The organism is Acinetobacter sp. YH12021 (assembly GCF_013420145.1).
Classification (GTDB): domain Bacteria; phylum Pseudomonadota; class Gammaproteobacteria; order Pseudomonadales; family Moraxellaceae; genus Acinetobacter; species Acinetobacter towneri.
Genome location: NZ_VOYT01000002.1, coordinates 283,067 through 306,335, shown reverse-complemented (window position 1 = coordinate 306,335; position 23,269 = coordinate 283,067). Strand labels below are relative to the sequence as shown.

The 23,269-nt window shown below is 41.3% G+C and carries 25 protein-coding genes and 2 pseudogenes; 14 read left to right on the top strand and 13 right to left on the bottom strand.

The features are described 5' to 3' along the window. Positions 1–155 precede the first annotated feature (155 nt). Positions 156–1,184 (bottom strand): lipase secretion chaperone, encoded by a 1,029-nt coding sequence (locus tag FTT91_RS03865; RefSeq protein ID WP_180169003.1) that lies wholly within the window; start codon positions 1,182–1,184, stop codon positions 156–158. 144 nt (positions 1,185–1,328) lie between these two features. On the opposite strand from FTT91_RS03865, the gene truB reads away from it, so the two are divergent. Continuing rightward, complete coding sequence (gene truB / locus FTT91_RS03860; RefSeq protein ID WP_180169002.1) at positions 1,329–2,234, top strand: tRNA pseudouridine(55) synthase TruB; 906 nt, start codon at positions 1,329–1,331, stop codon at positions 2,232–2,234. Between the two features lie 208 nt (positions 2,235–2,442). Continuing rightward, on the top strand, positions 2,443–2,901 hold the full coding sequence (locus tag FTT91_RS03855; protein WP_180169001.1) for a hemerythrin domain-containing protein: 459 nt from the start codon (positions 2,443–2,445) through the stop codon (positions 2,899–2,901). A gap of 10 nt (positions 2,902–2,911) precedes the next feature. Here the strand turns inward: FTT91_RS03855 and FTT91_RS03850 are convergent, their stop codons facing one another. Then, positions 2,912–3,790: a DMT family transporter gene (locus tag FTT91_RS03850; RefSeq protein ID WP_180169000.1), complete on the bottom strand. Its 879-nt coding sequence runs from the start codon at positions 3,788–3,790 to the stop codon at positions 2,912–2,914. A gap of 159 nt (positions 3,791–3,949) precedes the next feature. After that, positions 3,950–5,182 carry a phosphoglycerate dehydrogenase gene (gene serA / locus FTT91_RS03845; protein ID WP_004974541.1) on the bottom strand — a complete coding sequence of 411 codons (1,233 nt, stop codon included), beginning with the start codon at positions 5,180–5,182 and terminating at the stop codon, positions 3,950–3,952. A 347-nt stretch (positions 5,183–5,529) separates the two neighbouring features. On the opposite strand from serA, the gene FTT91_RS03840 reads away from it, so the two are divergent. From FTT91_RS03840 to FTT91_RS03825, 4 genes and pseudogenes are all read left to right on the top strand, one after another. Beyond that, entirely contained in the window at positions 5,530–6,939 is a 1,410-nt protein-coding gene (locus FTT91_RS03840; RefSeq protein WP_004974544.1) for an FAD-binding oxidoreductase, read from the top strand. Positions 6,940–7,096: 157 nt separating this feature from the next. After that, on the top strand, positions 7,097–7,468 hold the full coding sequence (locus tag FTT91_RS03835) for a hypothetical protein (RefSeq protein WP_004974545.1): 372 nt from the start codon (positions 7,097–7,099) through the stop codon (positions 7,466–7,468). A gap of 138 nt (positions 7,469–7,606) precedes the next feature. Next, positions 7,607–7,717, top strand: a pseudogene (locus FTT91_RS03830) (pirin family protein); the annotation flags it as partial. A 181-nt stretch (positions 7,718–7,898) separates the two neighbouring features. Then, positions 7,899–9,128, top strand: a complete 1,230-nt coding sequence (locus FTT91_RS03825) for an MFS transporter (RefSeq protein WP_180168999.1) — start codon at positions 7,899–7,901, stop codon at positions 9,126–9,128. A gap of 123 nt (positions 9,129–9,251) precedes the next feature. On the opposite strand, the gene FTT91_RS03820 is transcribed toward FTT91_RS03825, so the two are convergent. The 4 genes from FTT91_RS03820 to FTT91_RS03805 form a co-directional block, all read right to left on the bottom strand. Then, complete coding sequence (locus FTT91_RS03820; protein WP_004974548.1) at positions 9,252–9,548, bottom strand: DUF3817 domain-containing protein; 297 nt, start codon at positions 9,546–9,548, stop codon at positions 9,252–9,254. A 340-nt stretch (positions 9,549–9,888) separates the two neighbouring features. Then, a complete protein-coding gene (gene sodC / locus FTT91_RS03815; RefSeq protein ID WP_249399394.1) occupies positions 9,889–10,377 on the bottom strand; it encodes a superoxide dismutase [Cu-Zn] SodC in 489 nt (162 codons plus the stop codon). A 217-nt stretch (positions 10,378–10,594) separates the two neighbouring features. Beyond that, complete coding sequence (locus tag FTT91_RS03810; RefSeq protein ID WP_131260611.1) at positions 10,595–11,734, bottom strand: AI-2E family transporter; 1,140 nt, start codon at positions 11,732–11,734, stop codon at positions 10,595–10,597. Between the two features lie 108 nt (positions 11,735–11,842). After that, entirely contained in the window at positions 11,843–12,487 is a 645-nt protein-coding gene (locus tag FTT91_RS03805; RefSeq protein ID WP_004974554.1) for a ParA family protein, read from the bottom strand. A 115-nt stretch (positions 12,488–12,602) separates the two neighbouring features. On the opposite strand from FTT91_RS03805, the gene FTT91_RS03800 reads away from it, so the two are divergent. Continuing rightward, positions 12,603–13,076 carry a Holliday junction resolvase-like protein gene (locus FTT91_RS03800; RefSeq protein ID WP_004974557.1) on the top strand — a complete coding sequence of 158 codons (474 nt, stop codon included), beginning with the start codon at positions 12,603–12,605 and terminating at the stop codon, positions 13,074–13,076. On the opposite strand, the pseudogene FTT91_RS03795 reads toward FTT91_RS03800, so the two are convergent. Further along, positions 13,073–13,643 (bottom strand): annotated as a pseudogene (locus tag FTT91_RS03795) (class I SAM-dependent methyltransferase). The gene FTT91_RS03800 and the pseudogene FTT91_RS03795 overlap by 4 nt on opposite strands. Positions 13,644–13,825: 182 nt before the next feature. On the opposite strand from FTT91_RS03795, the gene FTT91_RS03790 reads away from it, so the two are divergent. The 3 genes from FTT91_RS03790 (at position 13,826) to FTT91_RS03780 (ending at position 16,065) form a co-directional block, all read left to right on the top strand. Beyond that, complete coding sequence (locus FTT91_RS03790; RefSeq protein WP_179989852.1) at positions 13,826–14,884, top strand: RNA-guided endonuclease TnpB family protein; 1,059 nt, start codon at positions 13,826–13,828, stop codon at positions 14,882–14,884. Positions 14,885–15,105: 221 nt separating this feature from the next. Beyond that, complete coding sequence (locus FTT91_RS03785) at positions 15,106–15,645, top strand: hypothetical protein (RefSeq protein ID WP_373683431.1); 540 nt, start codon at positions 15,106–15,108, stop codon at positions 15,643–15,645. 9 nt (positions 15,646–15,654) lie between these two features. Further along, positions 15,655–16,065 carry a protease inhibitor I42 family protein gene (locus FTT91_RS03780; protein WP_136144550.1) on the top strand — a complete coding sequence of 137 codons (411 nt, stop codon included), beginning with the start codon at positions 15,655–15,657 and terminating at the stop codon, positions 16,063–16,065. Positions 16,066–16,214: 149 nt separating this feature from the next. Here the strand turns inward: FTT91_RS03780 and FTT91_RS03775 are convergent, their stop codons facing one another. After that, on the bottom strand, positions 16,215–16,547 hold the full coding sequence (locus tag FTT91_RS03775) for a HopJ type III effector protein (protein WP_136144551.1): 333 nt from the start codon (positions 16,545–16,547) through the stop codon (positions 16,215–16,217). Between the two features lie 234 nt (positions 16,548–16,781). Between FTT91_RS03775 and crcB the strand changes: the two genes are divergently transcribed. Then, positions 16,782–17,159: a fluoride efflux transporter CrcB gene (crcB, locus tag FTT91_RS03770; protein ID WP_180095348.1), complete on the top strand. Its 378-nt coding sequence runs from the start codon at positions 16,782–16,784 to the stop codon at positions 17,157–17,159. 213 nt (positions 17,160–17,372) lie between these two features. On the opposite strand, the gene FTT91_RS03765 is transcribed toward crcB, so the two are convergent. Beyond that, a complete protein-coding gene (locus tag FTT91_RS03765) occupies positions 17,373–17,621 on the bottom strand; it encodes a type B 50S ribosomal protein L31 (protein ID WP_004974599.1) in 249 nt (82 codons plus the stop codon). 277 nt (positions 17,622–17,898) lie between these two features. Here FTT91_RS03765 and FTT91_RS03760 point away from each other — a divergent pair, with 277 nt between their 5' ends. Both FTT91_RS03760 and FTT91_RS03755 read left to right on the top strand, forming a co-directional pair. Continuing rightward, a complete protein-coding gene (locus tag FTT91_RS03760) occupies positions 17,899–18,180 on the top strand; it encodes a type II toxin-antitoxin system RelB/DinJ family antitoxin (RefSeq protein ID WP_136144463.1) in 282 nt (93 codons plus the stop codon). Beyond that, complete coding sequence (locus FTT91_RS03755) at positions 18,180–18,500, top strand: type II toxin-antitoxin system PemK/MazF family toxin (RefSeq protein WP_004974601.1); 321 nt, start codon at positions 18,180–18,182, stop codon at positions 18,498–18,500. Before FTT91_RS03760 ends, FTT91_RS03755 begins: the two co-directional genes overlap by 1 nt. A 158-nt stretch (positions 18,501–18,658) precedes the next feature. Here FTT91_RS03755 and FTT91_RS03750 read toward each other — a convergent pair whose 3' ends face one another. The 3 genes from FTT91_RS03750 to FTT91_RS03740 form a co-directional block, all read right to left on the bottom strand. Next, positions 18,659–19,957 (bottom strand): AarF/ABC1/UbiB kinase family protein, encoded by a 1,299-nt coding sequence (locus FTT91_RS03750; protein ID WP_180168997.1) that lies wholly within the window; start codon positions 19,955–19,957, stop codon positions 18,659–18,661. A 145-nt stretch (positions 19,958–20,102) separates the two neighbouring features. After that, positions 20,103–21,467: an MATE family efflux transporter gene (locus tag FTT91_RS03745; RefSeq protein ID WP_373686099.1), complete on the bottom strand. Its 1,365-nt coding sequence runs from the start codon at positions 21,465–21,467 to the stop codon at positions 20,103–20,105. A 38-nt stretch (positions 21,468–21,505) separates the two neighbouring features. Further along, entirely contained in the window at positions 21,506–21,967 is a 462-nt protein-coding gene (locus FTT91_RS03740) for a DMT family transporter (RefSeq protein ID WP_180168996.1), read from the bottom strand. Positions 21,968–22,089: 122 nt separating this feature from the next. Between FTT91_RS03740 and hemW the strand changes: the two genes are divergently transcribed. Continuing rightward, entirely contained in the window at positions 22,090–23,244 is a 1,155-nt protein-coding gene (hemW, locus tag FTT91_RS03735) for a radical SAM family heme chaperone HemW (RefSeq protein WP_131260602.1), read from the top strand. The last annotated feature ends 25 nt before the right edge of the window (positions 23,245–23,269 follow it).

The window sequence follows — 23,269 nt, the reverse complement described above, 5'->3', positions numbered from 1 at the left end:
TGTCCCAGAGATTTGTAAATCTACATGCATATTGATATCTATTTAATATTTATAGACATTTGTATATTAAATCGTTGTGGTGAGTTTGTACTAAAACAGCTTTTCAGGCATAAAAATAGGGCATGTTGAATGCCCCAGTTTCCTATGTAGATAGGTTAGTCAGCAAAAGGTAATTTTCCACCTTGATCATGTACCTGCTCAAAGGTTTCTAAACGCAATTGCTCTTGTGGATTTTGAAAATGCTGTCCGCGTAATTGTTTCACGGCTTGTTGCTTGGCTTGATCATTCATTCCACTTTGCATGATTTGATCACGCGTACTTAAATAATCCTCTACTCGTGATTTCCACTGACTGCGTTGCCCATCTAATTGTTCTAAACGCTGAGTTGCTTCAGGACCAACCAGATTTAAACGCATTTGGCGGATTTCAGCAGCAGAACCGCCACGTGCTTTAATTGCTGCGGTTAAACTGCGCAAATCCTGTAAAGTATTTAACTGCTCTAAATTCTCCTGCCAATCTTGCGGGAGTTGTTTAAATAATTCCTGCAATTGTCGTGCTTTTTCAGCTTCAGATAATTTTTTATCATCCATGACTGCCATGCGCTTTAGGGTATATTCGTGATAGGCATCTTCCGTACCAAATAAACCTTCAATTTCATAATCAGAAAAATATTGTTTACGCAGATTTTGCATGCTGCTAAAAATGCTGCGGTAATATTGCGGATCTTCCTGATTTAAATTCGGTGCTTGCAGTTGTCCAAGCGCATTGCGATAGTCCAAATAACGCTGCCATAAATCTAAAATTTGCGATAAGGCAGGCTCTTTATGTCCTTGTTGAATATACCTTTTAAAATCACCACGAATTTGTTCAATGCTTTTTTCGCCATATTGGGTAATAAAATATTCAAAACAGTTACGGGTTTGCTCATTCACAATCAGACGATTACTTGCATCCAGTTTAAGCTGACAATTGACTTCGGTGTCCTGCTGACTTGGGCTTAAAAAATTTGCAGCAGGGTTATTTTGCATGGCTTGCTGCATGCTCAAAGCTTGAGATGTTTCATCATTTGAGCTTTGCTGGGGTGATGTATGGGCAGAGGTTGATGGTGGCATCAGCCAATACACCAAAGCCACAATGAGCAGTATCACTACGCCTAAAACAATCCATATTTTATGTTTCTGCATTGCAATGCACCTGTTTATCCATTTTATTTTTTTAATCCTAAGCGCCCAAATATGCCATAAAAGTAAGTCGCTGTTCTAGAAATGTTGTCATTTATCGCGGCAGATTGTTACCATGACGCAGTTTTGCTTTGACCTATGTGTGCTATGAAATCATCTGCGGCTAAAATCCAGCGTCGTGCCATTAGTGGTGTATTTTTATTGAATAAACCTTTGGGCATCAGTTCCAATGCAGCATTGCAAAAAGTGCGTTGGTTATATCGGGCGCAAAAAGCAGGGCATACGGGGGCATTAGACCCATTGGCTTCGGGTTTGCTGCCGATTTGTTTGGGTGAAGCGACCAAATTTTCGCACTATTTACTCGATTCGGTGAAACGCTATCAAACCACCATTCAATTGGGACATAGCACCACCACGGGAGATGTGGAAGGGGAAGTGTTGTTGCAGCAGGCAGTTCCTACATTGAGCCAAGAGCGCATTGAGCAGGTATTGGCACAATTTCAGGGCGATTTGATGCAAGTTCCGCCTATGTATTCTGCCTTAAAAAAAGAAGGCCGTCCGTTGTATGAATTGGCACGACAGGGCATTGAAATTGAACGTGAAGCACGTCCAGTCACCATTGATGCCATTGAGTTGCTCTCTTTTACTGAACAAAGCATCACTTTGGATGTGACTTGTTCTAAAGGCACATATATTCGTGTTTTAGGTGAAGACATTGCCAAAGCCTTGGGTACTTATGGACATTTGACCTATTTACATCGGATTAAAACGGGGCATTTTGACCTGATTCCGAGTTATAGCATTGAATACTTGGAAAGTTTAAGTGAAGCAGAACGTGAGGCTTTATTGCTGCCTGCGTATGCGCCTGTGCAGCATTTTTTACACATTCAAGTCCCTGAAGGACGCGCTGAATATTTTAGTCGTGGTATGGAAAGTAATATTGACCATCCTGCAGCAGCGCAAGTGTTGGTCTTTGATGGTGAGAAGTGTCTAGGTTTGGCTGAAGTTACAGATAAAAAGCGCTTGGTACCGAAACGGGTTTTAAATCTCTAAGCTTTGTTCAGATACATAACTTGAATAAAGTGAGTAAGTGAATTAAAGCTTTTTATACAAATAGTTGCAGGATTTTGGATTGATCCTCTATACAGTACTTAGAGGATTAAAACGAAATTAAAAAACTGACTCCAAAACCGATGTGGATGTGCGAGTAGATTTTTATCAATCTGTTCGCCGCGCATGGGTAAAAAACAGAGGTCTGCACATGAATATTTTTGAAGCTTTACGCCAAAGTCACGACATTCAACGAAATTTAGCCCACCAACTGACGCAAACTTCAGGTGATAGCCCTGAACGTAGAGCGGTATTTGAACAACTTAAAAATGAATTATTTGCGCATGCAGTGGCAGAAGATCGCTATTTTTATATTCCCTTAATGATGACTGATGCGGGTTTAAATATCACTCGCCATGCTTTGGCAGAGCATCATCAAATGGATGAATTACTCGAACAATTAACCGAAACGGAAATGAGCAACACGGGTTGGCTGGCAATTGCCAAGCAACTGTCAGATAAAGTGCATCATCATTTAAAAGAAGAAGAACATGGCTTTTTTCAGCAGGCAGGCAAAATTTTGTCTGAACAGCAAAAACAAAGTCTAGCCAAGCAATATTTGGCAGAATATGAAAAATACCAACAGATGTCTAAAAACAGCTTGGTTTAAACATTCTGGTTTAAATATTCTGTGGCTGTTTGGATTTTTTTACTGCTCTAAAAGTAACGCCCACCGAAGCTAACATAATGCAGCATAACGCGAGCCATTGCAGTGAAGTAATTTTCTCACCCAACAATACCAAGCCTGTCAGTGCAGCCAAAGCAGGCGATAAACTGGAAAGTGTGCCATAACTCATTTTGCTGAGTTGTTTTAAGGCCTGTAAATCCAGCGCATAAGGAATGGCCGTGGCAAGCACTGCAATGGCAAGCGCCTTGCCCCAATACTGGGTTTCAAACAGTGCGGGGGCATTGTTATACAGTCCGAATGGAATCAAAGCCAAAGCCGAAATACTGATGGCGATGGTCAGCGCGTGCATGCCAATATTTTGTTGCACCACTTTTTGCCCAAAATAAATATAAAAAGCCCAGCACAATCCTGCACCTAAGGCACATGCTGCACCAAACAGACTAAAATGATCTCCCTGCGCTTGTCCCCAAGGCACCATAAGAATAATGCCTAAAATCGCCAACAATACCCAGACATAATCTTTACGGTTTTGAATGGACAATAACGCTAAACCCAAAGGCCCGACAAATTCCAAACCCACTGCAATGCCTTGTGGTAATTTGCCCAAAGACAGATAAAACAAAATATTCATGCAGCCCAAGGCTGCGCTATAACACAATAAATCACGCCATTTTAAATACGACAGCCGCGAAAGAATTTGCCATGAGCGAAACATGATTGCCACAATCACGCTGGCAAAGCACAGCCGTAAAATTGTCACGCTAAGCGGGTCGAGTACCTGAAAGAGTTGTTTGGCAAATGAGGCACTGATTTGATAGGAGATCATGGACAGAACCATGAACAACACCGCAGTGAGTTGGGCGTTTGGCATGAGGCAGGAAAATACTCTAAAGCGTCAGAATAGGAATACGGGGGAGATTATACCAAGTTTAAAATACTAGCGGGTTGCAGCACGATGCTGTGTAGATGCAGCAGACATAAAAAACCACAGTACGCAGACTGTGGTTTTTTGTAGCATGCGCTGGTGGTATTAGAACAATACACGTACGCGAATTGTGCCTTCAACTTCATGCAAGGTATCAAGCGCTTCTTTAGATGCCGTTGCATCAACGTCCATTACTAAATAACCGACATCACCTTTGGTCATAAGTGATTGACCAGAGATGTTGATGCCATGTTCAGCAAACAAGTTGTTGATTTTAGACAATACACCTGGAATATTTTGGTGAATGTGTAATAAACGGTGCTTGCCTTCAGTTAATGGCAATGCAATTTCAGGGAAGTTCACTGCAGACAAAGTCATACCTTTATCTGAATATGCAACAAATTTCTCTGCCACTTCTAAACCAATGTTCGCTTGCGCTTCCATAGTAGAACCACCCACGTGCGGTGTTAAAATCACGTTTGGTAGGTTGCGTAGTGGAGAAACAAATTCTTCACCATTGGCTTTTGGTTCTTTCGGGAATACGTCAACTGCAGCACCTGCAATATGACCAGACTTGATAGCATCTGCCAAATCTTCAATCACCACACAAGTACCACGTGCCGCGTTAATGAAAATTGCGCCTTCTTTCATTTGTGCAAATTGTTCTTTTGCCATGAAATTGCGGGTAGATGGTACATCTGGAACGTGTAAAGAAACCACGTCAGCATTTGCCAATAATTCGCCCATAGAGCCAACTTGACGTGCATTACCTAAAGGTAACTTGGTTACAGCATCATAATAAATGACGTGCATACCCAAGCTTTCAGCCAATACTGAAAGTTGAGAACCGATTGAACCGTAACCCACGATACCTAAAGTTTTACCACGTGTTTCAAATGAACCGACTGCAGACTTGTTCCAGCCACCTGCATGTGTATCGGTTGATTTTTCAGGTACGCGACGTAGCAATAAAATTGCTTCAGCCAATACCAATTCTGCAACCGAACGGGTGTTTGAATAAGGGGCATTGAAAACTGGAATACCACGTTCCATTGCTGCAGTTAAGTTCACTTGGTTTGTACCAATACAGAAACAACCTACCGCAATTAGTTTGTTCGCAGCTTCAAAAACTTCTTCAGTTAGCTGTGTACGTGAACGAATTCCAATGAAATGCGCATCTTTAATCGCTTCTTTTAACGCATCGCCCTCAAGCGCTGTTTTACGATAATCGATGTTGGTATAACCCGCTGCATTTAACACGTCGATTGCGTTCTGGTGTACGCCTTCTAACAACAAGAAACGAATTTTATCTTTAGGTAGTGAAAGATGTTGGCTCATTACGGCTCCGCTACAAAGGCCAAATTTAGTGGCGGTATGATAACATAGGAGATGGGTCGATATACATTTCCTTTATGACCAAGAGTGCAGGTATTTTTTGTCAGATATAATCTCTTTCAGAAATATTGCCCAAAATTGCCCTGTTCTTACCACGTTATATTATCGGAATTGCCAATATTCACAGGTTTTTCAAAAAAATCGCTTATAATAAGCGGCGCACATGAAAGCCAACCCACGCTGTTGCTTTGATGCACATATTTAGTCTGCAGTATCTTCATCTTCAAATAGATCAAGATGTGCAGACAGTCGCTTTTCTTCCTGTTTAATTCTTGCTAGGTCTGCAAACGATGAATGCTCCAGTCGCTTTAACCCCTGAGTTATTGACCCAATTAACGGCAATAGTCGGTGAAAACCGTATTAAAACGGATGCTGATAGCCTCCAAAACTGGGGTCGTGACCATACAAAGCATTTTGATCCGAACCCATCGGTCATCGTTTTTCCATCAAGCACAGAGCAAGTACAAGCCATTGTAAAACTGGCGAATCAGTTTAATGTGGCCATTACTCCATCGGGCGGACGCACAGGTTTATCTGCAGGTGCAGTGGCAGCCAATGGTGAAATTGTCGTCAGCATGGACAAGATGAACCAAATCTTGGAATTTTTCCCTGCAGACCGTATGGTACGTGTGCAAGCGGGTGTGGTGACTGAGCAACTACAAAACTATGCCGAAGAACAAGGCATGTATTATCCAGTCGATTTTGCATCTTCAGGTTCTTCACAAATTGGCGGTAATATTGGTACCAATGCGGGCGGTATTAAAGTCATTAAATACGGCATGACCCGTAACTGGGTGTTGGGTCTGACTGTGGTAACAGGCAAAGGAGATATCCTGCGTCTGAACAAAGGCATGATCAAAAACGCAACAGGTTATGCGCTGCAACATTTATTTATTGGCGGTGAAGGCACACTTGGCTTAGTGACCGAAGCTGAAATTAAGCTAGAACGCCAACCGCAAGATTTGCAAGTGATGGTGTTGGGCGTACCTGATTTTAATTCGGTGATGCCTGTATTACATGCTTTCCAAGCTAAAATTGATCTGACTGCATTTGAATTCTTTGGTGAATTGGCGATGCAAAAAGTCTTGGATCATGGTCATGTGCAACGTCCATTTGAAACCCAATGTCCATTCTACGTGTTACTTGAATTTGAAGCGCCATTTGAGCCAATTATGGACAAGGCGATGGAAATTTTTGAACACTGTATGGAACAAGGCTGGGTGATGGATGGCGTATTGAGCCAAAGCCTAGACCAAGTTGAAAGTTTATGGCGTTTGCGTGAAGACATTTCTGAGTCGATTGCACCGTTTATTCCATATAAAAACGATATTTCAGTATTGATTACTCATGTTCCTGCATTTATTCAGGAAATTGATGCAATTGTGGCAGAAAACTATCCTGACTTTGAAATTTGCTGGTTCGGTCATATTGGTGATGGTAACTTGCACCTGAACATTCTAAAACCTGCCGATTTAAGCAAAGACGAATTCTTTGCCAAATGTCAGGTGGTAAATAAGTATGTATTTGATACTGTGAAGAAATATGATGGTTCTATTTCTGCAGAACACGGTGTAGGCATGACCAAAAAACCATATTTGGAATATTCACGTTCAGCTGAAGAAATTGAATATATGAAAGCGTTGAAAAAGGTTTTTGACCCTCAAGGCATTATGAACCCAGGCAAATTATTTGATTTGTAATTCCTTTCGCCTTTCATTTATTTAAGTGAATTGAAAAACGCATCCTCGTGATGCGTTTTTTTATGCCGCTGTTTTAATTTTACATTTCTGTTCTAGCGTTTCTGCTCGAACAAGGCATCATATAAGCATAAATAATAATCAACATTTTGGAGGAGTTATGTTGCGTTTAATCACGGTTTCCGCATTGGGTGTTGCGTTATTGTCAGGCTGTGCGACTACACAGAATATTATTTCACAAGTTACGCCTGCAGAAACACCTTTGGCGCAGGTACTCAAACAACGTCCAGATTTGCGTAAAGAATTGGCTACCGTTGAAATTCGTCAATACTTTAACCGTGTCGAAGCACCAACTGCGGCAGAAGTAAAAATTACCGAAACAGGCTTAATGGATGATTCGGTACGTTCAATTCGTAGTATTTATCACTTTAAAAATATTAATGGACAATGGCAGCAGGGTGATGTGCAAACCGCTTACTTATGCGCACGTGGTAAAAATACCAAGACTTTCCAAAGCAAAAAATGTCCTTAAATTGCTGTAGGGCTTAGGTAAATCTTGCCTGATGTTCTAAAAATGCAACAAAGCGTCTGTGGATAATACTCGTGTTATCCACAGCTTTTATTTAGGATGACTTCATTCGATTCAAAAACGTGTGAGCGCAGCATGTCCATCAAAACTCTAGCATTTCTACACCGCAATGATAGCCGTTTTGCCGTGGGTGATTTTTATCCTGTGCTTTCGGTATTTTCACATTATGAATTGGGCAATACTGTATCGCCTTAACCCGCTGAAGGAGGTGATGCCTAACTTGGTCTGATGTCACATCAAGTGCCGCAATTTATTTAACGGACTTAAAAAATGCGCCATAAATTTTCCATTCAACTCTGTTAAACTGCAGCTCAATTTTCTATTTTTATGGGCTAAACGCGGCTGACTTGCATCGTTTTGTCCTTTATAACTCATGCCACAGCAGCAAAAAAATACCATTCAACGTGCCACACTCATGTTTCCCTTGGCTTTGGTCTTGTTTGAGTTCGCGGTTTATATTGGCAATGACTTGGTTCAACCCGCGATGTTGGCCGTCACACAAGATTTTGGTGTCAGTGGTGCATGGGCAGCTTCGTCCATGTCATTTTATTTGCTGGGGGGTGCTTGTGTGGCGTGGTTATTGGGGCCACTCTCTGACCGTTTGGGACGCAAAAAAGTATTATTGGGCGGCGTGGCATTTTTTACCCTAACCTGTTTATTGATTTTATTGACTCAGAACATTGAAAGCTTCCTTGTTCTTCGTTTTTTTCAAGGTTTTGGTTTGTCAGTCATTAGTGCAGTCGGTTATGCGGCTATTCAGGAAAACTTTGCAGAACGTGATGCAATTAAAGTCATGGCGCTCATGGCGAACGTCTCTTTACTTGCTCCCTTGCTCGGCCCAGTCTTAGGTGCATTTATGATTGAGCATGTTTCTTGGCATTGGGGTTTTATCGGCATAGCACTGTTGGCATTTTTGAGTTGGTTTGGACTGAAAGCCAAAATGCCTGAAAATCAGCAGCGTATTCCCAAACCTCCATTTCGAGATGTATGGGATGATTTTAAACAAGTTTTTCAAAATACCAGATTCTTAGGTTTGACATTGGCGCTGCCCTTATTGAGCATGCCTTTAATGTTGTGGATTGCGTTATCTCCTGTGATGTTGGTGGAAGAGTTAGGCTTTAGTAGTCTGCAATACGGTTTGGCGCAGTTTCCTGTTTTGGGTGGTTTGATTTTAGGCAATCTGGTACTGATGAAAGTTATTGACCGTTTACCTTTAGGAAAAACAGTCTTGATTGGTTTACCTTTAATGTTGTTGGGTAGTGTGCTGATCGTATTGGGGGCAATTTGGCAAATCTATTTTGTTTGGTGTTTGGTGATTGGTATGAGCTTGATTAGTTTTGGTGAGGGAATGAGCTTCTCAGTCTTATACCGTTTCGCCTTAATGTCATCGGAAGTGTCTAAAGGTACTGTTGCTGCTAGTGTTTCAATGATATTGATGCTGTGCTTTTTTATTGTGATTGAACTGGTGCGTGTTTTATATATGCGGTTTGATATTTGGGCGTATAGTTTGGCTTGTTTGGTGCTGATAACGCTCTGGTTTAGTTTGCCACGCATGATGCTTAAACAGGTGATGCAGGAGCGAGTTGCTGCAGGGCAGTTTTAAGGGGTTAAATTTTTCAGCTGCATCATAAAACAAGGTGATGTGGCATCACCTTGCAAACATTTGATTTATAAATTAAAGTTGAGAAAATGTGTAATATGATGAAAGCTGAAAAGGACTTGCAGATTAAGCTTGTACTGGTTGTTCCATCTTTTTCAATTTAGCATCAAAAACAAATGGGCCAAAAGGTAAAATTGAAGCAATTAAGCCCAAAATAAACATTTTAAGAGACCATTTTTGTTTTTCACAAACCACAAAAAGCACTACTAAAAATGCGATAAACAATACGCCGTGTCCCATACCTACATATTTCACTAAAATTGGGTTATCGAACATATATTTCATGGGCATAGCAATAAATAACAACAATAAGAATGAAATACCTTCTAGGAACCCAACCCAACGTAATGTTTTAATGTTCATGCCCAAATCTTTTTCATGTCGATAAAACAGCAGTGTAGCGCAAATAGTGACAATCGCAAAGACGAGCTGTTGGGAGCTCTGCACATTGATGAGCTAGATACGATGGCTGCAAAATTGAGCTAATTTTTTGCAAATTAGTAGCAAGTTATTCAAAAACGAGTAAGTGTGGTTATGAAAGACGACCGATATAAAGCAAGAAGACCTGCATTGAGCGTCGTTTGAGAATAATCCTCAAAAAGATAAATTTTACTTTTTGCGGATAAGTCGAAAGGCATGTGTATAACCCTTAACTTATCCACAATTGGTAATAAATGTTTTATTGAAAATGCATCATGCTCGCTTAAATAATCCCACAGGCAATTCGCTCACCGCCGCCGCCCAATGGTTTTGGATGGTCGGCATAGTTATCACCGCCTGCATGAATCATCAAGGCCAACCCTTCAACTTGTGCCAATGTTAAACGGGGTGCAATCACAGTCACTTTAGCTGTTCCGTCGTTTGCAACACTTAAAGCCGGTAAGTCCCCTAAATGTCCTGTAAGCGGTGTACCATGATTCGGGATATTTTTGGGATTAAAATGTCCGCCCGCTGCCAAAGCAGCAACCATTTTTCCATCTTTTTCTGCTGCTGCACATGAACCTTTTTCATGGATATGAAAACCTCGTTCCCCTGCAGGGAGTTGTTGGAGTTGGGTGTGAATAACTAAGCCTGCTGCACTGTCACGCAGTTCAACCGTACCTAATTCCTTGCCAATCCCTTGTGCTGAAACAGCATGCATTTTTAAGATTTTAGATTTTTGTTGTGTGGTCGCGGTGGTGCTGCAACCCATGAGTACTAGACCACTAAAAGCAGCAAGACTGGCAAATTGGAGTATTGAGCGCATAAAAGACATCCTGTTTGTTGTGCATAATATTTAGGGATGTCTTGATTGAAGCAAAGTTAGCTCCGTTACAATACAACGTTTGCGTAGTAGTATGTATGTACTGTGTTGAGCTGATTTATTCAGATCAACACAGCCATGTGAGCAATATGATCAGTAAAACAGCTTAATCAAGCTTTGAATTGGATGATGAATCGTCTTCAGGGAGATCATGCGCAAGCGTGGCTTTGGGCAACATTAAAGCTTCGGGCTGGTTGTTTTCATGCAACCATTCACGCCAAATGGCCAGTAACACGGCCAAAATCACAGGGCCAATAAATAGACCAATTAGACCAAAACTGGCAATTCCACCTAAAACTCCAAACATGATTAACAGGAATGGAATTTGAGTTGCACCTGAAATCACCAAAGGACGAATCACGTTATCGGCAGTGCTGACCACACATACGCCCCATGCCATCACACCAATGGCTTCCATGGTATGCCCTTGGCTAAATAACCACAGCGAAACCGAACCATAAGCTAAAGGTGGGCCAAACGGAATTAAGGCAAATAAGAAAGTCACAATGGTTAGCACCATTGGGTTAGGTACCCCAGCGACAAAATAGCTCACGCCTGCGAGTAAAGCCTGCGCAATTGCAGTGAGTCCAACGCCATAAACCACAGCACGTGTGGTTTCAGAAATAGTATCTAAATAGTGATGAATACGTGGCCCAATCACCATTTCTAGTGCTTTGCTGACTTGATGCAAGATGGTGTGACCATCGCGGTAGAAAAAGAATAATGACAGCAGGGCAAAACCCAGTTTGATCAGGTTTTTGCTGACTTCATTAATCACCACTTTACCGTAATTCAAATGCCCTTGAATCCATAAGGAAATGGATTGCACAATGCTGTTCGGGTCGTGATTAATTTCTTTAAGGGTACGCGTCACTTCTTTACCAATAATGGGTAAATTACGAATGAAATCAGGGACATTTAAGTGCCCAGAAAAGACCTGTTTTTGTAATTCGTAATATAAATTACGACCTTCATGTTGCAGAATAAAAATGGCAAAGGTGAGTGGAATGCCGACCACCAACGTGACCATCAGCATCATTAAGGCTGCGCTAAGCGTAGGACGATGACCGCATAAACGTAGCACCGACTGATATAGTGGCCAGCTCATATAGGCAATGATTGCTGCCCAAACAACAGGAACAATAAAATATTTGAGTATGTGAAAACCCAAAAAGATCAGGACAAAAAACAGTCCAAACAATAAAATTTTTTGTAATGTTGGCGCGTACTGTTGCACTGAATTCACTGAAACATTCCTAAGGTCATGTGCCATATTAACTGAAAAAAAAGCTCCCGAAAACGAGAGCTTGGTAAGTTCTGGTGAATAAGTTCTAAACGGTGGCGATTCTAGGCTTTAAAACCATTGAGCAGGGTCATCTACAATGGCATTCAGTACAGGCTGCCATTGATCTTGCATTTGCAGATAAGTTTTTTGGGTTTTATCAAAAATACTTAAACCTTGCATTGCCAATTGTCCATAGGCTGCACGTTCTGAAATCCATGCCACAGGCTGTTGCTCGATTTTCTGGAAAAAATCCTGAATATCTTTAGAGCTGGCAGAGTTGGGTTTGACCCGATTGGCCAACAGCAAAATTTGGACTTTGCCTTTACGAATCCGCTTAATGTCTTGTAAGTGTTTTAAGAAGCGACGGGTGGAGTCAATGTCAAAAAATGAAGGCTGTAGAGGTGTGATAATGGCATGTGCTTCGCTAATCAGCTGCTCGGCATGCTCACCCGATAACGCACCAGGTGCATCAATAATTAAATATTCAATGTTTTTGGGTGCATCGCCAATCGACTTTTCATGACGCCAATCTAAACTTTGAATTGGAGCGGCTGTTTCTGGTCGTTGTTTTAACCATTGCAGCGCAGATTTTTGATTGTCGGCATCCGCCAAAGCAACTTTATAGCCTTTTTGTGCAAGCGCAGATGCTAAACTAATAGCCGTAATGGTTTTTCCACAGCCACCTTTTTGGTTGGCAATTAATATAGTTTTCATGACCCTCGAATCGATTTTAATCTGCTCATCCCTAGCATATCATTGTTTTGTGCTCGGAATATGACAGTTGACAAAAGTCGTATCGAGTTCTGCAAAAAAGGTTTAGGAAGGTTTTATGTCAATCTGGATGGCGATGCTGATTGGTGCCTGTATAGGCGTGGTGCTGACCACCTTAATTTTAAGCAATAGCCGCAATGGACGGATTAAAGCCGAGTATGAACAATATATTGCAGAAATTGAACTGTCACATCAGCAGGCATTATTGCAGGCACAAAAGCGCAGTGTAAATACCAGTCGTGCGGTACTGAAAGGCAAAATGGCAGAGCAATTAGCACCGATTATGCCCGAATTTCAGTATTTACCGAGCGATGCCAAATTTTTAGGTGATCCTGTTGATTATATCGTGTTTGATGGCTATACCGATTATCGGGATGGCAATGGGCATGCTGAAGATATTGCAATCGTCCTAATTGATATTAAAAGTGGTGGCGCACGTTTGACCAAAGGTCAGCAAGCAATTGCGCAGGCCATTCAGCAGGGCAGACTGCGTTTTGAAACCATTCGGATTGATTTTGAGGATTGTGATTAAAGAGGTTTATGTACTCGCGCCAATAACATGCGCTGTGCAAGACTTGGAATGCCTGCAATATCAATATATTGGACTTCACCCAATTCAAAACCAGTTTCGAGTAGGGCAATTTCAATGTCACGGTTTAAGTGACAGCCATCTGCAACTTTCTTTTGAATTGGTGTGAGCAGATGTTGCAAACGCTGAATATTTAAGTTTTGTCGATTTAAAACGTGTTCTACGAGGTGCAAAGTGCCGCCCGGTTGTAAGACGCGATAAATCTCTCGTAGGCTTTGTTCTAGGTCTGGAATACTGCACAATCCACGTGGACACCACATGCTGCAATTGATTACTTGCAAAAGGCAATTGTTCTGCGCTTGCGGTGATCTGCTCAACCACGAACGGTGTTGCATCAATTGGTTCCTGCGCAAATTGGAAAATTACTGTATTGGGTTCTAATGCATACACGGTATCTACACCCTGATAAAAAGGTAAATTTAAACCTGTGCCAAAGCCAATTTCCAAAACTTCTCCCGATACGCTCAATAAAAGCTCTCGTCGCAAATCCATTAAGGATGGGGTTTGCATGACTTGATTCAGCAAGTGCGGAAAAATATGTTTTTGAAAAAATTTATCCACTGGAGCGAAAAACCTCGTGGTTCAGCACGAGGATATAAGCGACTGGAGTAAATCATATGAACGACACGAAATGTCTTTTTAAATACTTGTGCTATAGTCACTATTAAGAAAAATACTGTTAAAATAATTGGATGAAGACACTCAAATTACGCATAAAAGACAAACATTGCAAGGTGCTAAATCAGTTAGCATCCGAAGTAAATTTTGTCTGGAATTATGTCAATGATTTGTGTTTTAAGCATCTACAACGTAAACAACAATTCTTTTCAGCATACGACCTTGCAAAATACACGAAAGGCACATCGAAAGAATGCAACTTGCACAGTCAAACTATTCAGGCAGTGACAGAAGAATTGGTCACAAGACGCAAGCAGTTCAAAAAAGCAAAACTAAAATGGCGTGTCAGTAATAAAAAATCAGCTAGACGTTCACTGGGTTGGATACCGTTTAAAAAGGTTGCAATCAAATATGCTGATGGCTATGTTCAATATGGTAAACATCAATTTAAACTATGGGATAGTTACGGATTAAGTCAATACAATATCAAAACAGGCACATTCGTAGAAGATAGTCGTGGACGTTGGTATGTTTGTCTTGTTATAGATTCACCAAAGCAAGCTAAGCCAACGTCAAGCAAAGCCATAGGTATTGATCTAGGTTTAAAAGATTTAGCGACTTGTTCAGATGGCGTAAAACTTAAAGCCCCTCAAATCTATCGGCAATATGAGCGAAAACTTGGTATTGCTCAACGTGCAAAAAATAAGAAACGTGTCACAGCCATCCATGTCAAGATTAAAAATGTAAGACAAAACATGCTGCATCAATTCAGCCGAAAATTGGTTAATGAACATGCAGCCATCTTCGTTGGCAATGTGAATGCCAAAGCATTAGCGCAGACCAAACTAGCCAAGTCTGTGCTAGATGCCAGTTGGACAACACTAAGAACCATGCTCAAGTATAAATGCGAGAACGCAGGGGTATGTTATGAAGAAGTCAATGAAGCCTATACCACCCAAATTTGTTCGTGCTGTGGCTCACGCTCTAGTAGTCCGAAAGGTAGAGCAGGTTTAGGAATAAGAGAGTGGCAGTGTGTGGAGTGCGGTACGCTCCATGATCGGGATGTAAATTCCGCACTGAATATTCTTGCGCTCGGACATGAGCGTCTAGCAGTAGGAATCTCCGTCCTTTAGGTCGAGGAGGATGTCAAAGAGCATGTGCAGATCTGATTATGGATTTTATGACCCTAAGCTTAGCTGAAATTACAGGTTTTTGGTCATGCCAGAATAAGCGAATGAATGCATTTTGTTACCAATTTCAACTATTGTATTCATAATCTGTGATTAAGATAAATATAGATAGATGAATTTGTTAGGTAGACTTTAGAATGAACACACATATTTCGCTAAAACTTATGGCATTGTTAATGACTTTGGCTTTGCCATGTTCTGTCTATGCCTCAGTCGAGCGTAATATTGCCAAAGGTCTGCCTCCTGTATTGAAAAGTCAGTCGATTGAAGTGTTGCAACCCTTTAAAGGTGATTTTCGGATTTTGGGTTCAAAAACCTATCAAGATGATGCCCAAGCCAAATTTTCTCCGATTGATTATGCGGTGAGTTGGGGCTTGTTTGCTGAGCCTGAAATTGCCCGTCATATCACGGTCAATCAATATGACCGCTATTTAAACTGGAAAATAGACCGTTTACCTGTGCCTGCAGAACAAGCCATGCAAATGGTATCTAATATGCACATCATTCCTGCCAACCCAAAAATTGCCAAAGACATTCAAAAAGTAAAACGTGGTGATTTGGTGCGTTTAAAAGGTGAGTTGGTTGAGGTGAAAGATCAGGACTTGGTTTGGACGTCATCGCTTACCCCTACCGATACGGGGGATGGTGCGTGCGAAGTATTTCGCGTCAGTTCAATTCAGTGGATTGAAAAGGTTAAAAGTTAGGACAGGGTGATGAATTGCTATTTGCGCATGGGTTTGAGTGGATGTGTTGTGGCATTGGGCTTAAGCGCATGCACAGGTATGAATTCAAGCATTGATGGGCAAACTTTTAAATTTACAGCGCAGCAGCAATGTCCCGCATTGTTAGAGATGGATGTCGGACAAACTTTAGAATTACAACTGAATGAAAACCCAAGTACAGGCTATCAATGGAGTTTGGTAGAGTCACTGAAGCTATTTGATGTAGAAAGTATTTATCATACTGCTGAAGCTTCATCTTCTGCTCAAGTAGGGCAAGGTGGACAAAAAATATTTTATTTTCAGGCAGTCAAGGCTGGTCAGGAATTGCTCCACGTGAAACATGCCCGTGCATGGGAAAAAACCGCAATACAAGAATGGCAATGTCGGGTGCGTATTTCTTGATATGTTTGATTATGCTAAACAGCTCGAATTGTTGTGAGATTTAGCAGCAAAAAATCTATAATTTTCTTAAAATAAAAAGCCGTGTGAGGCTGTTTATAATCAGTATCGCACGGCTTTCCTATCTAAATTTAAAACTAAAATACTAAAAATTATTTGGCGCTGAGTGCTTGTCCTTCAAATTGGATGCCATCCCAACCATGTTGCATAAACTGGCGAATATTTTGGTGGTCACTGCTTGTCGGGTTTGCACGTACCGAGGCATAGTGTTCTGCAAACAAACTGAGGGTTTGTGCCTGATCTAAACCTTTTAACTGAGCAAAAGAAAACACTTTGGCGCTGCCCTGATTTTCAGTGGCCGCATTGTTTTGTTGTCCATTTTTAAATGCGGTTGGGGTGTGGTTATAGTGTGCTTCAATGAATGCAATCACATCGGCAAATGTTGCACTGCCTGCCTCAACTTGAGCCAATAATTCTTTTGCCATGACATCCTCCACATGTGCCTAAATTGAAATAATATGCAGACTAGCGCAATTTGGTTTTGAGTGGAAAACTTTTTCGTGTATTTAACTTATGTGATTTAGGAAGATGTAAAATCTGAGCAAAGATATGGATGCTTCGGGCAAGAATATCTTGAAATACAGAGAGAGATCACATGTGACTAAAAATTATGGCTGTGAGAAATACACGACATAGCCGCAAAAAGGACAGTAGAACAGATGAATTGGCTATTGGTGGCAATTGGTGGTGCATTGGGGGCAAGTTTACGTTATGCCGCAAGCCTGTATTTATTTAAATCGGCACAGCATTTTCCATGGGCAACGTGGTCGGTCAATCTGTTTGGCTGCTTTTTGGCAGGTGTATTTTTTGGATTGAGTCAGAAATATCCTGTGTTGCAGCAGGAAGCCCGCTTATTACTGATGGTAGGTATTTTAGGTGGCTTTACCACTTTTTCCAGTTTTAGTTTAGAAACTTGGCAACTCTTAAGACATGGACAGCAAGGTATGGCGTTTAGTTATGCGCTTTCCAGTGTGGTTTTGGGAGTGATGTTGCTGGGATTGGGCTTTTATGTGATTCAACAGTTTTTAAAACATTAGATTAGGGTCTGTACCAAATCAATCGTTGAGTAGAAAAATCCATTAGATAAAAATTATAAATAAAAAGAAGCCCAAGCTGGAGGAGAGTGCTTGGGCTTTGAAGATAGAGGATATCCCATCGTTTCGATGAGCAATCTTGCTATGTTTAAAATATAAAACAGAAAACTTAACTGAATATGAAGTGATTGTGAGATTTTGCAATAAAACTCAAGCTTAGCGTTTGAAACGTGCAAAGCGTTTGTTGAAGCTCGCGACACGTCCTTCATTACTGGTTTGACGTTGTTCACCTGTGTAGAACGGATGCGATGCGCTTGAAATATCCAAAGTCACATAAGGATATACCTTGCCTTCATATTCTTTACTTTGGCTGCTTTGCAAGGTGCTGCCAATCACAAAATAGGCATTGGCGTTGGTGTCGTGGAATAAAACTTCACGATATTCAGGGTGGATATTTGGACGCATGAGATTTCTCCAAACTAAATGTGTAATTTGTGAAATGTTATAACATAACAATTAATTTGGCAAATAAAACCCACATGCATTCTTTCTAGTGAGTTTTACATAAAAATTATCCAATCTTTTTCTAAACCCGTTGTATAAGGGCTTTCATTGAGGGAATAGTGTCTGCACAGATTAAATAATTTTTTCTATTTGAAGTGAAAAGGCATCGTAAGAACAAGTTTGACCCGTGCTATTTTGAGGCATAAAATGGCATTTAGTGGTGTAAATGGAGCATATGATGACAACATTGGTAAAAAAACGGGTTCAATACACGGTTGATCAGGCAATTATGGAATCAGCAGAATACATTATGACAAAAGTTGGTCTGACGCCTGCTACTGTAATGAGCATGGTTTATGCTGAAATTGCACGAACTGGCAAAATACCTGTCACGACTCAGGTGAGTGACGAGGATTTGAATACAGCAAGATTAATCGCGATGAGCCATAATGTTCCTAGTGTAAAAGTGTCTAGCGCTGCGGATACTGCTGCTTTTTTAGAAGATGATGGCGGCTACTAATGACCCAACAACTCTATTGGGCTTATGTTGGCTTTACAGATATTGCCGATGGTAAGACCAGACCTGTGTTGTATATTCGCCAAACGGACACCGACTATGTTGTATTCCGTTTAAGTAGTCAGTACGAAAATAAGTCTGCTTTTATTAAAAGCAAATATGTGGAAATTAAAAACTGGCAACAGGCTGGTTTAAAAAAGCCATCGTGGATTGATACAGTACAAACATATCAGCTGCCTATCCAAAAAACACAACTCACTTATATTGGACAACTGTCTGCCGATGATCTGGAATGCTTAATCAAACACCTTGAAATTCAATAATTTGAATTTCATCGTTTCAACTTGAATGAATCGGTTTAGATAACAAAAAATCCTCCTACATTTGGGAGGATTTTTTGTCTGGATTATAATTTTAGTTACGGAGCATAAAACAGATTGGGCTTTATTTTCAGCATCCTTTGCTGAGTCCAAAGTTGAGTCTAAGCTCGCGGTGGAACCAACTCCTCAAAAATATCATTTAAATTATCATGTACTTTTAAATGAATTAAATTCCAATAATGCCCTGAAACAGTTCGATTCACCATTAAGGTATCGGGAGAAGGCTTAAACACATCCCAATATTTCAATGAACTTTTGACCAACTCAACGCCATCATGATGGGCAGAATTTTCAGCAAAATCATAATGTGTGGTTAGCGGACGCATCAGCACTTCTAACCATTGCAAATATAAATCTTCAGGGAATTTACCCAATGCAGAAATTGCCTGCAGTGCATCTAAATGCTGTTCAATTTCGGCAATGTCTTGTGCACGTGCGGCATGAATCAGTTGTTTAAAATGATGTACTACATCGCTCGACAGAGTTTTCACACCGCCGTAGTCGTAAATAATGACTGAACCATCTTCACGGAAGGCAAAATTGCCTGGATGCGGGTCGCAATGGAAGCGTTTTAAATAAAAGATTTCTTGGCCCATGGCACGCAGTAAGCGTCGCCCCAAAGTGTTACGGGTGCGCTGTGACCATGTACTGGCGGTTTCAATACTTTCGCCCTGTTCCAAACTTAAGGTTAAAATGTGCCGTGAAGAATAGTCTTTGAAAACCTGTGGAATAATAATTTTATCATCCAAAGCCGCGTGAAATGTACGTGCTACTTCTAGGTTTTGTGCTTCGATTTGATAATTCAGTTCATTGTCTAAACTTTCCTGAATTTCCTGAAACAGACGGTCTTGCAATTTACGGTCTATTTTTAACACGCCCATTAAGCGTAAGGCTAAACGGACTTGTTTTAGGTCACTTTCACAGGCTTCATCCACCCCTGGATATTGCACTTTAACCACCACTTGTTCGCCATTGGGCAAAATGGCTTTATGCACTTGTCCGATCGAAGCGGCTGCAAATGGTGTTTCATCAAAGTGTTTAAAAATTTTATCGAGTGGTTTACCGAGTTCTTTTTCAACTTGTGCTTTAATTTCGGCAAAAGGCATAGCAGGTGCTTGGCGCTGTAATTTACTGATGGCTTTGGCAACTTCAGGCGGAAAAATATCTTTATATTGCGAGGCAATTTGCCCGACTTTCATCACCGCACCTTTCATTTCGCCTAAGGTATCAGCAATTTGGATACCAATATCCTGAAACAATTGGCTGCGTGCCGCATTTTTTTGTTCTTCATCTGCGGTGAGGTTTTTAATCGAGTTCGATACCGTTTTGGTTGCAATACTTGCTGTCATGCTCGCAAGTTTCATAAAGCGACGACCAGGTGTACGCGCCGTTTTTGCCATGCGATGTTCCTCAAGATCATCTTTACTATCTTTTGATCATAAGTGTTCGTGAGCAAAATGCCTACTTTTAATTGTTAAAGTATTTTTTGATCACAAGACCCACGTGCCAAAACGTATTTTGGCATGTAGGTGAGTAGGCTGAGGTTTATGCTGTAAATTGGCGTTCCAGTCGTCGATTATTGAAATATAAACGGGTCAGAAGTAACACACAGGCAATGCTTAAACCGACAATCAGCCCGACCCAAACCCCTGCAGCGCCCATACTGCTGTAACGAGTTAAATACACGCCAATGGGGAAAGCCACAACCCAATAAGCAAGCATGGTAATCCACATTGGGCCCTGAGTGTCTTGCATGCCACGCAAACAACCTGCCGCACTGATTTGCCAAGCATCCATGAGCTGATAAGCAATGGCAAACAACAATAAATATAAAGTGACTTGCGCTACTTGCGGGTCATTGCTGTAAATAGAAATAATTTCAGGGCGGAAAAACCACATCAGTGCCATGGTGGAAAACGCAAACAGGGTGGCCGTGGCAAAACCCAATACCTGTACTTTACGCATGGCATGAATGTTCTGTTCGCCATAATAGGTACCAATGCGAATGGTCAGAGCAATTGCCAACGACATGGGAATCATAAACAGTTGTGAGGTCACGGACATGGCAATTTGATGAGCAGCCAATGTCGTTTCACCCAAAGGACTAATGACGATGGCAGCAGTACTGAAAATACTGACTTCAAAGAAAATTGCCAGACCAATTGGCATGCCAAGCAGCAAAATGCGCTTGATCCAGACTGCATCAAGCGCTTCCCATTGACTAAAAACCTGAGTGCTTTGATAGGCGCTGCTTTTAAAAATATACAGGCTTAAGCTAAATAACATGAGCCATTGTAAAATTGCGGTGGCAAAACCACAGCCTGCACTGCCTAATTCAGGTAATGGCCCCCAGCCATACATAAACATAAAGTTGAGAGGCACCAACAAGATCAAAGCCAGCAGGCTAATGACCGTGACGGGACGTGGATAGCCCAATGCTTCAGAATAACCGCGCAAGGCGGCATACATGGTTACGGCAGGCATCCCAAAACCAATGGCATGTAAGAATAAACCTGCTTTGGGTTGTAAACTTTCAGGCACACCAAACACAGGCAGCAGAGCAGGCATGAACTGTAAAATCAGGCCTGCAATCACGCCTAAAATAAAGGCAATCCATAAGGACTGGCGGGCAATAGTGGCAATTTTTTCAGGGGTTCGTGCCCCTTTGGCTTCTGCCACCAAAGGTGTGGTGGCAATCATAATGCCACTAAACAGCAGCATAATGGGCATCCATAACCCGACCCCCACCGCAATAGCAGCCAAGTCGGTGGCAGACATGTGACCTGCCATAATGGTATCAATCAGACCTAAACCTGCTTGCGCAAATTGTGTGACCAAAATTGGAATCATCAGTTGAAAAAGCTGTTTTAATTCAAAACGGGTCGTGGTCACAGAATGTATATTTGACACAAAAAATCTCAATGCATGAGGTGCTTAGCGTTTGGGTATTAGCGTTGTAAAGTGAGAAGCACACCAATAAAAATCACCACGCTACCTAAAAGACGTTGCCAATTGATACTGACTTTATCAGTGCCCAAGAACCCAAAATAATCAATCAGCATTGATGTGACCATTTGTCCAAAAATAATCACCCCAGATAAAGTGAGTAAACTTAGTTTTGGAGCACTATAAATACTCATGCTGATGGCATAAACCCCTAGACATCCGCCAATCCATAAATACCATGGGATGTTGAGCAAGGTGCTGAGGTTGGGTTTTTCGACTTGCTGAAAAAATACCAGTATGGCTAAAACTATTGTACCAACCAAAAAAGAGAAAAGGGCAGCTTGTAACGGAGAATATAAATATTCACGCAATTGGCTGTTGATTGCAGTTTGAAAGGCCATTGCAATCCCGATGCCCATCGCCAGTGGCAAAATTAAGAGTAATTGGCTGGATATCTTCATCATTTTCACATTTTTTCTTATTAAACAGATTCTAGTCTAAAGCAAATTCTAGGGAATACATCAGTGTCCTGCTGTAGTCATGTTAAAATCTGTATCACTGTTTTGATTTTGCATTGAGTCTGTCTTTGAATCCACTTCAACCCATTGATATTCCTTTATCTTTATATATTCACATGCCGTGGTGCGTGCGTAAGTGTCCGTATTGTGATTTTAATTCACATGCTGTGCCTGACGGTAAGTTGAGTTTAGATTTAGAACAGGAATATCTACAGGCTTTGCTGGAAGATTTTAAAACCCAGACTCAGTTTGCGCAGGGGCGGAAAATTCACAGTGTTTTTATTGGCGGTGGCACACCTTCGCTAATTTCAGCACAGGGGTATCAATGGTTATTTACACAGCTGAAAGCCGTGCTAGCTTTTGAAGATGACTGCGAAATTACGTTGGAAGCTAATCCGGGAACAGTGGAGCATGATCCCTTTGCAGATTATTTGGCTGCAGGCATTAACCGTTTGTCGATTGGCGTGCAGAGTTTTAATACTGAGCATTTAAAAAAATTAGGGCGTATTCATTCTAATGATGATGCGATTGCCGCAATTGGCTTGGCGCGTGAAGCGGGCTTTCAGCGAATTAATGTCGATTTAATGCATGGCTTGCCTGAACAGACTTTGCAGCAAGCACTGCAGGATTTAAAACTGGCAGTGGAACATGGTGCAACGCATATTTCATGGTATCAATTGACTATTGAGCCTAATACTGTTTTTTTCCGCACTCAGCCAATTTTACCTGTAGATGATGTCTTGGAAGAAATTCAAGCGCAGGGTGAAGCCTATTTAACTGCGCAAGGTTTTGTGAATTATGAAGTGTCTGCATGGCGTAAAGAGTTGCCGTCTGCACATAATTTAAATTATTGGCAGTTTGGCGATTATTTGGCGATAGGTGCGGGGGCGCATGGCAAAGTGACTTTGCATGATGGTGTGTATCGCTTCCAAAAAACCCGTTTGCCGAAAGATTACTTAGCCAAAGTACCTGCGGAAAACTTGCAGTTTAAAGCAATTGCAGCCGATGAGTTGCCATTTGAATTTATGATGAATGCACTGCGCCTGAATGATGGGGTTGAGGCAAACTTGTATACTGCCCGCACAGGTTTAAACTTGGATGATTTGCAGGATATTTTAAATACATTGCGTCAGCGGCAATTGTTGCAGGATGATCCGAAGCGATTGGCATGTACTGCGCAAGGGCATGTGTTTTTAAACTCGGTATTGGAAGCGTTTTTGTAGGAGAATATAAAATTCAATATTTTTC